General features: G+C 42.5%; 11 protein-coding genes and 1 other annotated feature. All 11 genes read left to right on the forward strand.

Annotated features, from left to right (window positions below; translation table 11 throughout):
- The first annotated feature begins 61 nt into the window (after positions 1-61).
- Entirely contained in the window at positions 62-760 is a 699-nt protein-coding gene (rplA, locus tag AKG37_RS04955; RefSeq protein WP_007496292.1) for a 50S ribosomal protein L1, read from the forward strand.
- 46 nt (positions 761-806) lie between these two features.
- Positions 807-947: a sequence feature (ribosomal protein L10 leader region), on the forward strand.
- A 69-nt stretch (positions 948-1,016) separates the two neighbouring features.
- On the forward strand, positions 1,017-1,517 hold the full coding sequence (rplJ, locus tag AKG37_RS04960) for a 50S ribosomal protein L10 (RefSeq protein ID WP_024425590.1): 501 nt from the start codon (positions 1,017-1,019) through the stop codon (positions 1,515-1,517).
- Between the two features lie 42 nt (positions 1,518-1,559).
- On the forward strand, positions 1,560-1,925 hold the full coding sequence (gene rplL / locus AKG37_RS04965) for a 50S ribosomal protein L7/L12 (protein ID WP_008345418.1): 366 nt from the start codon (positions 1,560-1,562) through the stop codon (positions 1,923-1,925).
- Positions 1,926-2,021: 96 nt separating this feature from the next.
- Positions 2,022-2,627, forward strand: a complete 606-nt coding sequence (locus tag AKG37_RS04970; protein WP_060697840.1) for a class I SAM-dependent methyltransferase — start codon at positions 2,022-2,024, stop codon at positions 2,625-2,627.
- Positions 2,628-2,882: 255 nt separating this feature from the next.
- Positions 2,883-6,464, forward strand: a complete 3,582-nt coding sequence (gene rpoB / locus AKG37_RS04975) for a DNA-directed RNA polymerase subunit beta (RefSeq protein WP_007496297.1) — start codon at positions 2,883-2,885, stop codon at positions 6,462-6,464.
- Positions 6,465-6,525: 61 nt separating this feature from the next.
- On the forward strand, positions 6,526-10,125 hold the full coding sequence (gene rpoC, locus AKG37_RS04980) for a DNA-directed RNA polymerase subunit beta' (protein ID WP_060697841.1): 3,600 nt from the start codon (positions 6,526-6,528) through the stop codon (positions 10,123-10,125).
- Positions 10,126-10,270: 145 nt separating this feature from the next.
- Positions 10,271-10,519: a 50S ribosomal protein L7ae-like protein gene (locus tag AKG37_RS04985; protein ID WP_060697842.1), complete on the forward strand. Its 249-nt coding sequence runs from the start codon at positions 10,271-10,273 to the stop codon at positions 10,517-10,519.
- 113 nt (positions 10,520-10,632) lie between these two features.
- The gene (rpsL, locus tag AKG37_RS04990; RefSeq protein WP_003216962.1) at positions 10,633-11,052 is read left to right on the forward strand and encodes a 30S ribosomal protein S12; all 420 of its coding nucleotides are present in this window, start codon (positions 10,633-10,635) and stop codon (positions 11,050-11,052) included.
- Between the two features lie 121 nt (positions 11,053-11,173).
- Positions 11,174-11,644, forward strand: coding sequence for a 30S ribosomal protein S7 (gene rpsG, locus AKG37_RS04995; RefSeq protein WP_003216884.1), 471 nt, complete (start codon positions 11,174-11,176; stop codon positions 11,642-11,644).
- Between the two features lie 54 nt (positions 11,645-11,698).
- Positions 11,699-13,777, forward strand: a complete 2,079-nt coding sequence (fusA, locus tag AKG37_RS05000) for an elongation factor G (protein WP_060697843.1) — start codon at positions 11,699-11,701, stop codon at positions 13,775-13,777.
- Positions 13,778-13,895: 118 nt separating this feature from the next.
- Positions 13,896-15,086 carry an elongation factor Tu gene (tuf, locus tag AKG37_RS05005; RefSeq protein ID WP_060697844.1) on the forward strand — a complete coding sequence of 397 codons (1,191 nt, stop codon included), beginning with the start codon at positions 13,896-13,898 and terminating at the stop codon, positions 15,084-15,086.
- Positions 15,087-15,150: the final 64 nt, after the last annotated feature.

Raw genomic sequence — 15,150 nt, forward strand, 5'->3', positions numbered from 1 at the left:
GTTCGCAACCCTTATTCGTGGGAGGTTATTCCGCTAAAACCACATAAGGAGGATTTTTATAATGGCTAAAAAAGGTAAAAAGTATGTAGAAGCTGCTAAGCTGATCGAACGTACTAAAGCGTATGATGTAGCTGAAGCTGTTTCTCTTACAAAAAAAGCAAATACAGCGAAATTTGATGCGACTGTAGAAGTTGCTTTTCGTTTGGGCGTAGACCCTCGTAAAAACGATCAACAAATCCGCGGTGCAGTTGTGCTTCCTAACGGAACTGGTAAAACTCAACGCGTTCTTGTGTTCGCTAAAGGCGAAAAAGCAAAAGAAGCAGAAGCTGCTGGAGCAGACTACGTTGGAGATTCTGATTACATCACTAAAATCCAACAAGGTTGGTTCGAATTCGATGTAATCGTTGCGACACCTGACATGATGGGTGAAGTTGGTAAGATCGGTCGTGTACTTGGACCAAAAGGTCTTATGCCAAACCCTAAAACAGGAACTGTAACTTTCGAAGTTGAAAAAGCAATCAATGAAATCAAAGCTGGTAAAGTAGAATACCGCGTTGATAAAGCTGGTAACATCCACGCGCCAATCGGAAAGGTTTCTTTCGAGGACGAAAAGCTTGTTGAGAACTTTGCAACAATCTATGACACAATCCTTAAAGCAAAACCTGCAGCGGCTAAAGGTGTATACGTGAAAAACGTTTCTGTTACATCTACTATGGGCCCTGGCGTGAAAGTGGATCCATCTTCTTTCTCTGCAAAATAATTCTTGACTTATCACAATCATTTTGATAACATCAAAATGTTGTAAAATAGAATAATCATTTATACCGTAGACAGCAGGGGCCTTATGGCTTAATTAACCCGCCGAGGTGTATATGTCACAGTCTTACGTTAACGTATGCTTGTATATACAGCCTCCATGTCTTGATGGAGGCTTTTTATATGGAGAACCGTTCGTTAGGAACGTGATGGCCTGATCGGTATAAGTGTTACACAAACAATGTACAGGAGGTGTAACCATGAGCAATGCAATCGATACTAAAAAAGTTGTCGTTGATGAAATTACTTCTAAATTTAAAGACAGTATGTCTACTGTAATTGTAGATTACCGTGGTCTTTCAGTTTCTGAAGTAACTGAACTTCGTAAACAGCTTCGTGAAGCTGGCGTAGAATTCAAAGTTTACAAAAACACTTTGACTCGCCGTGCAGTTGAACAAGTTGAATTAACGGGTTTAAACGATTTCTTAACAGGTCCAAATGCTATCGCATTCAGTAACGAAGATGTTATCGCACCTGCGAAAATCATCAACGAATTTGCGAAAAGCCACGAAGCTTTAGAAATCAAAGCTGGTGTTATCGAAGGAAACGTAGCGACTGTAGAAGAAGTGAAGGCTCTTGCGGAACTTCCGTCTCGCGAAGGCTTACTATCTATGTTGCTTAGCGTTCTTCAAGCTCCAGTTCGTAACCTTGCTCTTGCTACTAAAGCAGTTGCAGATCAAAAAGAAGAACAAGGCGCTTAATGCGTACTTGACGTAAAAAAACTTAAAATGGAGGAATTACAAATGGCTTTAAATATCGAAGAAATCATTGCTTCAGTTAAAGAAGCAACTGTACTTGAGTTAAACGACTTAGTAAAAGCAATCGAAGAAGAATTTGGCGTAACTGCTGCTGCTCCTGTAGCTGTAGCTGCTGGTGGCGGTGCTGCTGCTGAAGAAAAAACTGATTTTGATCTAGTACTTGCTGGTGCTGGAGACCAAAAAATCAAAGTTATCAAAGTGGTTCGTGAAATCACTGGTCTTGGCTTGAAAGAAGCTAAAGAACTTGTTGACAACACTCCAAAACCACTTAAAGAAGGTATTGCTAAAGAAGAAGCTGAAGAACTTAAAGCTAAGCTTGAAGAAGTTGGCGCTTCTGTAGAAGTTAAGTAATCTTCGCCTAATCTTTTGGGAAAGCTCGCTTTTACTGGCGGGCTTTTTCTTTTCTAATCTCCTGAAACGATTGAATCCAGAGGAGGTCCATTCATCATGAGTGACCACTATTATACGGAAAAGCCATCAGTGAAAAGCAATAAACAGACATGGGACTTCACCTTGAGAAACCGTACCTTTACTTTTACAAGTGACAGTGGAGTGTTTTCTAAGAAAGAAGTCGACTTTGGTTCAAGGCTTTTAATTGAAGCTTTCAAAGAACCTGACTTGGATGGCGATGTCTTAGATGTCGGTTGCGGTTATGGACCGATCGGCTTATCGTTAGCAAACGAAATGACTAGCCGTACCATTCATATGATTGACGTGAACGAAAGAGCAGTCGAACTTTCAAAGGAAAACGCTAAACATAATCGCATTGATAATGTCCGCATTTATCAAAGTGATTTGTTCTCGAATGTTCATTCATCAGCTGCTTTTGCCTCTATACTGACCAATCCCCCGATACGGGCAGGGAAGAAAGTTGTACATGCGATCTTTGAAAAAAGTGCTGATCATTTATTGCCGGAAGGTGAGTTGTGGGTGGTTATTCAGAAAAAGCAAGGTGGACCATCTGCAATTGAGAAATTAGAGCAGCTCTTTGGAGAAGTCGAGGTCGTGTTGAAAAAAAAGGGCTACTATATTATCAAAGCTAAAAAAGTTTGACGCAGTTTCCTAGCTGTGTTAACATTATAAAATGCCAATGTGTATATTTTGCTTGATAGGCTTAAAAAACAACTATTTTGTATAAATTATGCATACTTGGGAAAACTAATAAAATCGGTATTTGTTTTTGGATGTGGTTTTCTTATTTTAGAAACCCTTTTTTCTTTTGTCTTGTAAAAGTATTTCTTTACTGATATTTGAAAGACAGAAATACTTTTTACACATATAATACGCATGATTTGAGGGGTGAATCAGTTGACAGGTCAACTAGTTCAGTATGGACGACACCGCCAGCGCAGAAGCTACGCACGCATAAGCGAAGTGTTAGAATTACCAAATCTCATTGAAATTCAAACCTCTTCTTATCAGTGGTTTCTTGATGAGGGTCTTAGAGAGATGTTTCAAGATATATCCCCAATTGAGGATTTTACTGGTAACCTTTCTCTTGAATTCATTGATTACAGCCTAGGGGATCCTAAGTATCCTGTAGCAGAATCAAAAGAACGTGATGTAACTTACTCTGCTCCACTAAGAGTAAAAGTTCGTTTAATTAACAAAGAAACTGGAGAAGTAAAAGACCAAGATGTGTTCATGGGTGATTTCCCAATCATGACAGACACAGGTACTTTTATCATTAACGGTGCGGAACGTGTAATCGTTTCTCAGTTAGTGCGTTCTCCAAGTGTATATTTCAGTGGTAAAGTAGACAAAAACGGTAAAAAAGGTTTTACTGCGACTGTCATTCCAAACCGTGGCGCATGGTTAGAATACGAAACTGATGCGAAGGATGTAGTCTATGTACGCATCGATCGCACACGTAAGTTGCCGGTTACGGTTCTTTTGCGTGCTCTCGGCTTCAGCTCTGATCAAGAGATTCTTGACCTCATCGGCGAGAATGAATACTTACGCAACACGCTGGAAAAAGACAATACAGAGAATGCGGATAAAGCACTTCTCGAAATCTACGAGCGCCTCCGTCCTGGAGAGCCGCCAACAGTTGAAAATGCGAAAAGCTTGCTAGACTCTCGCTTCTTCGATCCGAAGAGATATGACCTAGCAAATGTTGGACGCTACAAGATTAATAAGAAGCTTCATATTAAAAATAGACTGTTCAATCAAAAATTGGCTGAAACGTTAGTTGACCCTGAAACAGGTGAAATTCTAGCAGAAAAAGGTCAAATTTTAGACAGAAGAGTTCTTGATAAAGTTCTTCCATACTTAGAAAACGGCATCGGATTTAGAAAGCTTTATCCAAATGGTGGCGTAGTAGAAGATGAAGTAGAACTTCAATCTATTAAGATTTATGCACCGACTGATCAAGAAGGCGAGCAAGTGATCAACGTTATTGGGAATGCATATGTAGAGGAAGCTGTGAAAAATATCACGCCTTCTGACATCATTGCATCAATCAGTTACTTCTTCAACCTTCTACATGGTGTAGGTGACACAGATGATATCGACCACCTTGGTAACCGTCGTCTGCGTTCTGTTGGTGAACTTCTGCAAAACCAATTCCGTATTGGTTTAAGCAGAATGGAGCGTGTTGTTCGTGAAAGAATGTCGATCCAAGACACAAACACGATTACACCTCAGCAGCTGATCAACATTCGTCCTGTGATCGCTTCTATCAAAGAGTTCTTTGGTAGCTCTCAGCTTTCTCAGTTCATGGATCAAACAAACCCGCTTGCTGAATTGACGCACAAACGTCGTCTGTCAGCGCTTGGACCGGGTGGTTTGACACGTGAGCGTGCAGGAATGGAAGTTCGTGACGTTCACTACTCTCACTATGGTCGTATGTGTCCGATTGAAACACCAGAGGGTCCAAACATTGGTTTGATCAACTCTCTATCTTCATTTGCAAAAGTGAATCGCTTCGGATTTATCGAAACACCTTACCGCCGGGTTGATCCTGAAACTGGTAAAGTGACACCGAGAATCGATTACTTAACTGCTGATGAAGAGGATAACTACGTAGTAGCACAAGCGAACGCTATATTAGGTGAAGATGGTTCGTTTATCGATGATAATATCATTGCTCGTTTCAGAGGGGAAAACACCGTTGTTCCTCGAAACCGCGTTGACTACATGGACGTTTCGCCAAAGCAGGTTGTTTCTGCAGCGACAGCATGTATCCCATTCTTAGAAAACGATGACTCTAACCGTGCTCTAATGGGAGCGAACATGCAACGTCAGGCTGTGCCTTTGATGCAGCCGGAATCACCGATTGTTGGTACTGGTATGGAGTACGTATCAGGTAAAGACTCTGGTGCTGCTGTTATCTGCCGTTACCCAGGTGTTGTAGAACGTGTAGAAGCAAAAAATATTTGGGTTCGCCGCTATGAAGATGTTGACGGACAACAAGTCAAAGGAAACCTAGACAAATACAGCTTGCTGAAATTTGTCCGCTCTAACCAAGGGACTTGCTACAACCAGCGTCCTATCGTAAGTGTTGGAGATGAAGTCGTAAAAGGAGAAATCCTTGCAGACGGTCCTTCTATGGAAAAAGGTGAATTGGCTCTAGGACGTAACGTCATGGTCGGCTTCATGACTTGGGACGGTTACAACTACGAGGATGCGATCATCATGAGTGAGCGCCTTGTAAAAGATGACGTCTACACGTCTATTCATATTGAAGAATATGAATCAGAAGCTCGTGATACAAAGCTTGGACCAGAAGAAATCACTCGTGATATTCCAAACGTTGGGGAAGATGCTTTACGCAACCTTGACGAGCGCGGAATCATCCGTATTGGTGCAGAAGTAAAAGACGGAGATCTTCTTGTAGGGAAAGTAACGCCTAAAGGTGTAACAGAACTAACAGCTGAAGAACGTCTATTACATGCAATCTTCGGTGAAAAAGCTCGTGAAGTGCGTGATACGTCTCTACGTGTTCCACACGGCGGCGGCGGAATTATCCACGATGTAAAAGTCTTTAACCGTGAAGATGGAGATGAATTACCTCCAGGTGTAAACCAGTTAGTCCGCGTATACATCGTTCAGAAGCGTAAAATTTCTGAAGGTGACAAAATGGCCGGACGACATGGTAACAAAGGGGTTATCTCTAAAATCCTTCCAGAAGAAGATATGCCGTATCTTCCAGACGGAACACCGATTGACATCATGTTAAACCCTCTAGGGGTACCATCTCGTATGAACATCGGTCAGGTACTTGAGCTTCATATGGGTATGGCTGCACGTTACCTTGGCATTCACATTGCGTCACCAGTATTTGATGGTGCACGTGAGGAAGATGTATGGGAAACGCTTGAAGAAGCAGGTATGTCTCGTGATGCGAAAACAGTCCTTTATGACGGTCGAACTGGTGAACCGTTCGACAACCGTGTATCTGTCGGAATCATGTACATGATCAAACTGGCTCACATGGTTGACGATAAACTTCACGCCCGTTCAACTGGACCATACTCACTTGTTACGCAGCAGCCACTTGGCGGTAAAGCACAGTTCGGTGGTCAGCGTTTCGGAGAGATGGAAGTATGGGCACTTGAAGCTTACGGTGCAGCATATACACTTCAAGAGATCTTAACAGTTAAATCGGATGACGTTGTGGGTCGTGTGAAAACATACGAAGCCATCGTCAAAGGGGATAACGTACCTGAACCAGGTGTCCCTGAATCATTCAAAGTGTTAATCAAAGAACTTCAAAGTTTAGGTATGGATGTCAAAATCCTATCTGGCGATGAAGAAGAGATAGAAATGAGAGATTTAGAAGACGATGAGGAAACGAAGAAAGCAGACGGATTAGCGTTATCTAATGACGAAGATGCTGCAGACCTCGCACCTGTCGATCTTGAACGTGACGCAGTCACAAAAGAATAGCAGAAACGATTAGAGCAAGTGACTAGGGTATAACCCGAAGATTAAAAGGGAGGTAGGCCCCTTGCTAGATGTGAACAATTTTGAGTATATGAACATCGGTCTCGCATCACCTGATAAAATCCGTTCTTGGTCTTTTGGTGAAGTGAAAAAGCCTGAAACGATTAACTATCGTACACTGAAACCTGAAAAAGATGGTCTCTTTTGTGAACGTATCTTCGGACCGCAAAAAGACTGGGAATGTCATTGTGGGAAGTATAAACGCGTTCGTTATAAGGGTGTTGTATGTGACCGTTGTGGTGTAGAAGTAACACGGGCAAAAGTCCGTCGTGAGAGAATGGGGCATATCGAACTGGCTGCCCCAGTTTCCCACATTTGGTATTTCAAAGGTATCCCAAGCCGTATGGGTCTTGTTCTTGATATGTCACCACGTGCGTTAGAAGAAGTGATCTACTTCGCTTCTTACGTCGTGACAGATCCGGGCAACACACCGCTTGAGAAGAAACAACTTCTATCTGAGAAAGAATTCCGTGCTTATTTAGATAAATACGGTAATACATTCCAAGCAGCTATGGGTGCAGAAGCAATTAACAAACTTCTTCAAGATATCGATCTTGTAAAAGAAGTAGATACACTGAAAGAAGAGCTGAAAACTGCTCAAGGACAGCGTCGTACACGTGCGATCAAACGCCTTGAAGTGTTAGAAGCCTTCCGTAACTCAGGAAACAAACCATCTTGGATGATTCTTGATGTACTTCCGGTGATTCCGCCAGAATTACGTCCAATGGTTCAGCTTGATGGTGGACGTTTTGCTACTTCTGACTTGAACGACCTTTATCGTCGTGTCATCAACCGTAACAATCGTCTGAAACGTTTATTAGATCTTGGCGCGCCAAGCATCATCGTTCAGAACGAGAAGCGTATGCTTCAAGAAGCTGTCGATGCCTTGATTGATAATGGACGTAGAGGCCGACCAGTAACAGGACCAGGAAATAGACCATTGAAATCTCTTTCTCACATGCTGAAAGGGAAACAAGGACGTTTCCGTCAAAACTTGCTTGGTAAACGTGTTGACTATTCTGGACGTTCCGTTATCGTCGTTGGACCACATCTGAAAATGTATCAATGTGGACTTCCGAAAGAAATGGCTCTTGAATTATTCAAACCATTCGTGATGAAGGAGCTTGTTGAAAAAGGATTAGCTCACAACATCAAGAGTGCGAAGCGTAAAATTGAGCGCGTGCAGCCGGAAGTATGGGATGTTTTAGAATCAGTTATTCGTGAACATCCAGTCTTACTAAACCGTGCACCGACTCTTCACAGACTTGGTATTCAAGCGTTTGAACCTACACTTGTGGAAGGACGCGCAATTCGTCTGCATCCACTTGTATGTACAGCCTACAACGCTGACTTTGACGGTGACCAAATGGCGGTTCACGTACCATTATCTGCTGAAGCTCAAGCTGAAGCTCGTATCTTAATGCTTGCTGCTCAGAACATTTTGAACCCGAAAGATGGAAAACCTGTTGTTACGCCATCTCAGGATATGGTGCTTGGTAACTACTACCTTACACTTGAGCGCAAAGGTGCTATCGGAGAAGGTATGGTCTTCAAAGATACTGACGAAGCCCTTCTAGCTTATCAAAATGGTTATGTGCATCTTCATACACGTGTAGCTGTTGCAGCTAGCTCGTTGAAGAATGTCACATTCACTGATGAACAGCGTTCTAAATTGTTGATTACAACAGTTGGAAAACTGATCTTTAACGAAATCTTACCGGAATCATTCCCATACATGAATGAGCCGACAAAGAGCAATATTGAAGAAAAAACGCCTGATCGTTTCTTCCTTGAAAAAGGTGAGGACGTAAAAGCTGCAATCGAGAAACAAGAAATCAATGCGCCGTTCAAAAAAGGTATTTTAGGTAAAATCATTGCGGAAATCTTTAAGAGATTCCATATCACTGAGACATCTAAAATGCTTGACCGCATGAAAAATCTTGGTTTCAGATACTCTACTAAAGCCGGTATTACGGTTGGTGTGTCTGATATCGTCGTATTAGATGATAAGCAGCAAATCCTTGAAGAAGCACAAGCGAAAGTAGATAACGTCATGAAGCAATTCAGACGTGGTTTGATTACGGAAGAAGAGCGTTACGAGAGAGTCATCTCGATCTGGAGTTCTTCTAAAGATGTCATCCAAGGTAAACTGATGAAGTCCCTTGATGAAGTCAACCCAATCTACATGATGAGTGACTCTGGAGCGCGTGGTAACGCATCTAACTTCACTCAGCTGGCGGGTATGCGTGGTCTGATGGCCAACCCGGCTGGACGTATCATTGAACTTCCGATTAAATCTAGTTTCCGTGAAGGTTTAACAGTATTGGAATACTTTATTTCCACTCACGGAGCGCGTAAAGGTCTTGCCGATACAGCTCTTAAAACAGCTGACTCAGGTTACCTTACGCGTCGTCTCGTTGACGTTGCACAGGATGTTATCATCCGTGAAACAGATTGCGGTACAGACCGTGGAATCTTGGCGAAGTCCATTAAAGAAGGAAATGAAATTATTGAGAAACTTGAAGAACGTCTTATCGGACGTTTTGCAAGAAAACCAATTGTTCATCCTGAAACGGGCGAAGTCATTGTTGGCGAAAACGAACTAATTGATGAAGATAAAGCACTTGAAGTAGTTGAAGCAGGAATCGAGGAAGTATGGATCCGTTCTGCATTTACATGTAACACGCCTCATGGTGTATGTAAACGATGCTACGGCCGTAACCTTGCAACTGGTACTGACGTTGAAGTTGGTGAAGCAGTTGGAATCATCGCTGCGCAATCAATCGGTGAGCCAGGAACACAGCTTACAATGCGTACGTTCCACACCGGTGGGGTAGCAGGGGACGATATCACACAAGGTCTACCTCGTATCCAAGAGCTATTTGAAGCGCGTAATCCGAAAGGGCAAGCGACAATCTCTGAAATTGATGGTGTCGTTGCTGAAATTAACGATGTTCGTGACAAGCAGCAGGAAATTGTGGTTCAAGGCGAAGTTGAAAGTCGCTCTTACACAGCTCCTTACAATGCACGTCTGAAAGTTGTTGAAGGTGACACAGTCACTCGTGGTCAAGTACTAACAGAAGGTTCGATCGATCCGAAAGAGCTTCTTAAAGTGACTGACATGACAGCTGTTCAAGAATATCTGCTTCATGAAGTACAAAAAGTATACCGTATGCAAGGGGTAGAAATCGGAGATAAGCACGTAGAGGTAATGGTTCGCCAAATGCTTCGTAAAGTGCGTGTCGCTGATGCTGGAGATACAGACGTATTACCAGGCACACTTCTTGATGTACACCAATTCACTGAAGCGAACAAAAAAGTACTATTCGAAGGCAAACGTCCTGCAACAGGCCGTCCGGTTCTTCTTGGTATTACTAAAGCTTCACTTGAAACAGACTCATTCTTGTCTGCAGCATCCTTCCAAGAAACGACTCGTGTCCTAACAGATGCGGCGATCAAAGGAAAACGTGATGAACTGCTTGGCTTGAAAGAGAATGTAATCATCGGTAAACTTGTTCCTGCTGGAACGGGAATGCCGAACTACCGTAAAGTTAAGCCGGTTTCGCAAGTGCAGCCGTCTGACGACATGGTTCCTGTAGAGTAATCTTTCTCGTGAGATTCCTATAAAATCATCAAAAAATGGTGAAGGATGTCAAGATAATCTGTCAAACGATATTGACATCCTTCTGCCATGATGATAATATAACCAAGGTGCTCAAAATAAAACCTGTTACTTTGGAGGATATTCGATGTCTTATGATAAAGTATCACAGGCTCAATCCATTATTATTGGTACGAAGCAAACAGTAAAAGCTCTGAAACGAGATTCAGTAAAGGAAGTCGTCGTAGCGAAAGATGCTGATCCTGCTTTAACCGCTAGTGTAATGAAACTAGCGCAAGAGAAGGGTGTAGACATTTTAGTGGTAGATTCCATGAAAAAGCTCGGCAAGGCCTGCGGAATTGAAGTTGGGGCAGCAGCTGTTGCCATTATGTTATAGCGTACTTGTTTTGTTTTTGCATGCTTAAAATGCAAAAGCATTGTTTTTTGCCTTTTGATGAACCACCTGGGTATGTGGGTTATAAAAAAAGTAATGAAGGGAGGAATAACAACATGCCTACAATTAATCAGCTAATACGCAAAGGACGCGTGAGTAAAGTTGAAAACTCAAAGTCTCCAGCACTTAACAAAGGATACAACAGTTTCAAAAAAGAGCACACTAACGTAACATCTCCACAGAAGCGCGGGGTTTGTACTCGTGTCGGTACAATGACACCGAAAAAACCAAACTCAGCACTACGTAAATATGCTCGTGTACGTTTGTCTAACCTGATTGAAGTTACAGCTTACATTCCTGGTATCGGACATAACCTACAAGAGCACAGTGTAGTACTTATCCGTGGCGGACGTGTAAAAGACTTACCGGGTGTACGTTACCACATCGTTCGTGGTGCGCTTGATACTGCCGGAGTTGACGGTCGTATGCAAGGACGTTCTAAATACGGAACAAAACGCCCTAAGCAAAGCAAATAATATAAACAAACATAAGGGTTTTTAGAAGTTGATGTCAGATTAGTGGAGTCAGCAGGCTGACAATGAAACTGAGATGAAAGACAGATAGAAATCCTTTTAAAAGAGAAGGGAGGCTATTCAGATGCCACGTAAAGGTCCTGTAGCAAAAAGAGACGTTTTGCCAGATCCAATTTACAATTCTAAACTTGTATCTCGTTTGATCAACAAAATGATGATCGACGGTAAAAGAGGGAAGTCACAAACAATCCTCTACAAGTCATTTGATATCATCAAAGAACGTACTGGTAATGAAGCGATGGAGGTTTTCGAACAAGCCTTGAAAAACATCATGCCAGTTCTTGAAGTTAAAGCACGTCGTGTAGGTGGAGCTAACTACCAAGTTCCTGTAGAAGTTCGCCCAGACCGTCGTACTACTTTAGGTCTTCGCTGGTTAGTAAACTACGCTCGTCTTCGTGGAGAAAAAACGATGGAAGAGCGTCTTGCTAACGAAATCCTTGACGCAGCTAACAACACTGGTGCTGCTGTTAAGAAACGTGAAGATACACACAAAATGGCAGAAGCGAACAAAGCATTCGCTCACTACCGCTGGTAGGATTTATACCAAACTAAAAAAACTATTCCCTAATAAGGAAGGAGAAATTACCCAATGGCAAGAGAGTTCTCCTTAGACAAAACTCGTAATATTGGTATCATGGCTCACATCGATGCTGGTAAAACGACAACGACTGAGCGTATCTTGTACTACACTGGTCGTATCCATAAAATTGGTGAAACTCACGAAGGAGCTTCACAAATGGACTGGATGGAGCAGGAGCAAGAACGTGGTATTACAATCACTTCTGCTGCTACTACAGCACAATGGAAAGGTTACCGTGTAAACATCATCGATACACCAGGACACGTAGACTTCACTGTTGAAGTTGAACGTTCTTTACGTGTACTTGATGGTGCGGTTGCTGTTCTTGATGCACAATCAGGTGTAGAGCCACAAACTGAAACAGTTTGGCGCCAAGCAACAACTTACGGAGTACCTCGTATCGTATTCGTTAACAAAATGGATAAAACCGGTGCGGACTTCCTTTACTCTGTAAGCACATTAAGAGATCGTCTTCAAGCGAACGCTCATGCAATTCAATTGCCGATCGGCGCTGAAGATCAATTCGAAGGAATCATCGATCTTGTAGATAACGTAGCATACTTCTACGAAGATGACCTTGGAACTCGCTCTGATGCAAAAGAAATCCCTGCTGAGTATAAAGACAAAGCTGAAGAGCTTCGCAGCAGCCTTATTGAAGCTGTCGCTGAGCTTGATGAAGAGCTTATGGAAAAATACCTTGAGGGTGAAGAAATCACAATTCCTGAATTGAAAGCTGCAATCCGTAAAGGAACGTTGAATGTTGAATTCTACCCAGTTCTTGTTGGATCTGCTTTCAAAAACAAAGGTGTTCAGCTTGTACTTGACGCTGTGCTTGACTACCTTCCTGCACCAACTGATGTTGCTGCAATCAAAGGTATCCTGCCAGATTCAAATGAAGAGGTTGTTCGTGAGTCTACTGATGACGCACCATTCGCAGCTCTTGCATTTAAAGTTATGACTGACCCTTATGTTGGGAAACTAACTTTCTTCCGCGTATACTCTGGAACACTTGATTCTGGTTCATACGTGAAGAACTCTTCTAAGAACAAGCGTGAGCGTGTTGGACGTATCCTTCAAATGCACGCAAACAGCCGTGAAGAAATCTCTACTGTATACGCAGGGGATATCGCAGCAGCTGTAGGTCTTAAAGATACATCTACTGGTGACACTCTTTGTGACGAGAAAGATCTTGTTATCCTTGAGTCTATGGAATTCCCAGAGCCAGTTATCGATGTAGCTATCGAGCCTAAATCAAAGGCTGACCAAGATAAAATGGGTATCGCTTTAGCTAAACTAGCTGAAGAGGATCCAACATTCCGTACACAAACAAACCCTGAAACTGGTCAAACGATCATCTCTGGTATGGGTGAGCTTCACCTTGATATCATTGTTGACCGTATGAAGCGTGAGTTCAAGGTTGAAGCTAACGTAGGTGCTCCTCAAGTTGCGTACCGTGAAACATTCCGTTCTGGTGCAAAAGTTGAAGGTAAATTCGTACGTCAGTCTGGTGGACGCGGTCAGTTCGGACACGTTTGGATCGAATTCGAACCAAACGAAGAAGGCGCAGGCTTCGAATTTGAAAATGCAATTGTCGGTGGGGTTGTTCCACGTGAATACATTCCAGCAATTCAAGCAGGTCTTGAAGATTCACTTGAAAATGGTGTATTAGCTGGATTCCCATTAATCGACATCAAAGCAAAATTATTTGATGGATCTTACCACGATGTTGACTCTAACGAAATGGCGTTCAAAATTGCTGCATCTATGGCATTGAAAAATGCTGTCAGCAAATGTAACCCAGTTCTACTTGAACCAATGATGAAAGTAGAAGTCGTTATCCCTGAAGAATACATGGGAGACATCATGGGTGATATCACATCTCGTCGTGGACGTGTAGAAGGTATGGAAGCTCGCGGTAACGCTCAAGTTGTTCGCGCTATGGTTCCACTTTCTGAAATGTTCGGATATGCAACTGCACTCCGTTCTAACACACAAGGACGCGGTACTTTCACTATGCACATGGATCACTACGAAGAAGTGCCTAAGAGCATCAGTGAAGAAATCATCAAAAAAAATAAAGGTGAATAATTGATTTTGCCTTTAAACTAAAGTATAACTACTATTGAAGATCAGAAAGTGAGAGGTAACTCTTCACTTTCTATCACTCTATACCAAATACAATGAACCTTTAAGGAGGATTTTTAGAATGGCTAAAGAAAAATTCGACCGTTCCAAATCGCATGCTAACATTGGTACAATTGGACACGTTGACCATGGTAAAACAACTCTAACTGCTGCTATCTCAACAGTTCTTCATAAGAAATCTGGTAAAGGTACAGCTATGGCTTATGACCAAATCGATGGTGCTCCAGAAGAGCGCGAACGTGGAATCACAATCTCAACTGCACACGTTGAGTATGAAACTGAATCTCGTCACTATGCACACGTAGACTGCCCAGGACACGCTGACTATGTTAAAAACATGATCACTGGTGCTGCTCAAATGGATGGCGCGATCTTAGTAGTATCTGCTGCTGACGGTCCAATGCCACAAACACGTGAGCACATCCTACTTTCTCGTAACGTAGGTGTACCTTACATCGTAGTATTCCTTAACAAATGTGACATGGTTGACGATGAAGAGTTACTTGAACTTGTTGAAATGGAAGTTCGTGACCTTCTTTCTGACTATGACTTCCCTGGTGACGATGTACCAGTTATCAAAGGTTCTGCTCTTAAAGCTCTTGAAGGAGATGCTGAATACGAAGCAAAAATCTTTGAACTTATGGATGCGGTTGATGAGTACATCCCAACTCCAGAGCGTGACACTGAGAAGCCATTCATGATGCCAGTTGAGGACGTATTCTCAATCACTGGTCGTGGAACAGTTGCTACTGGTCGTGTTGAACGTGGACAAGTTAAAGTCGGTGACGAAGTTGAAATCATCGGTCTTCAAGAAGAAAACGGTAAAACAACTGTTACAGGTGTTGAAATGTTCCGTAAACTTCTTGACTATGCTGAAGCTGGTGACAACATCGGTGCACTACTTCGTGGTGTATCTCGTGAAGATATCCAACGTGGTCAAGTACTTGCTAAACCAGGTACAATCACTCCACATAGCCGTTTCAAAGCTGAAGTTTATGTACTTTCTAAAGAAGAGGGTGGACGTCATACTCCATTCTTCGCTAACTACCGTCCGCAGTTCTACTTCCGTACAACTGACGTAACTGGTATCGTACATCTTCCAGAAGGTACTGAAATGGTAATGCCTGGCGATAACACTGAGATGGAAGTTGAACTTATCTCTACTATCGCTATCGAAGAAGGAACTCGTTTCTCTATCCGTGAGGGTGGACGTACTGTAGGTTCTGGCGTCGTTTCAACTATCATTAAGTAATTAACATATAAAAGAGACTCCTTGCAAAAGGGTCTCTTTTTTTGCTTTTCCAGATCAGAACGGC

The organism is Bacillus australimaris (assembly GCF_001307105.1).
Taxonomy (GTDB): domain Bacteria; phylum Bacillota; class Bacilli; order Bacillales; family Bacillaceae; genus Bacillus; species Bacillus australimaris.

Coding starts and splice junctions, on each gene's coding strand:
- AKG37_RS04970 (WP_060697840.1), top strand. CDS start 2,022: ATGAGTGACCACTATTATACGGAAAAGCCATCAGTGAAAAGCAATAAA.
- rplJ (WP_024425590.1), top strand. CDS start 1,017: ATGAGCAATGCAATCGATACTAAAAAAGTTGTCGTTGATGAAATTACT.
- fusA (WP_060697843.1), top strand. CDS start 11,699: ATGGCAAGAGAGTTCTCCTTAGACAAAACTCGTAATATTGGTATCATG.
- rpsL (WP_003216962.1), top strand. CDS start 10,633: ATGCCTACAATTAATCAGCTAATACGCAAAGGACGCGTGAGTAAAGTT.
- tuf (WP_060697844.1), top strand. CDS start 13,896: ATGGCTAAAGAAAAATTCGACCGTTCCAAATCGCATGCTAACATTGGT.
- rplL (WP_008345418.1), top strand. CDS start 1,560: ATGGCTTTAAATATCGAAGAAATCATTGCTTCAGTTAAAGAAGCAACT.
- rpsG (WP_003216884.1), top strand. CDS start 11,174: ATGCCACGTAAAGGTCCTGTAGCAAAAAGAGACGTTTTGCCAGATCCA.
- rplA (WP_007496292.1), top strand. CDS start 62: ATGGCTAAAAAAGGTAAAAAGTATGTAGAAGCTGCTAAGCTGATCGAA.
- AKG37_RS04985 (WP_060697842.1), top strand. CDS start 10,271: ATGTCTTATGATAAAGTATCACAGGCTCAATCCATTATTATTGGTACG.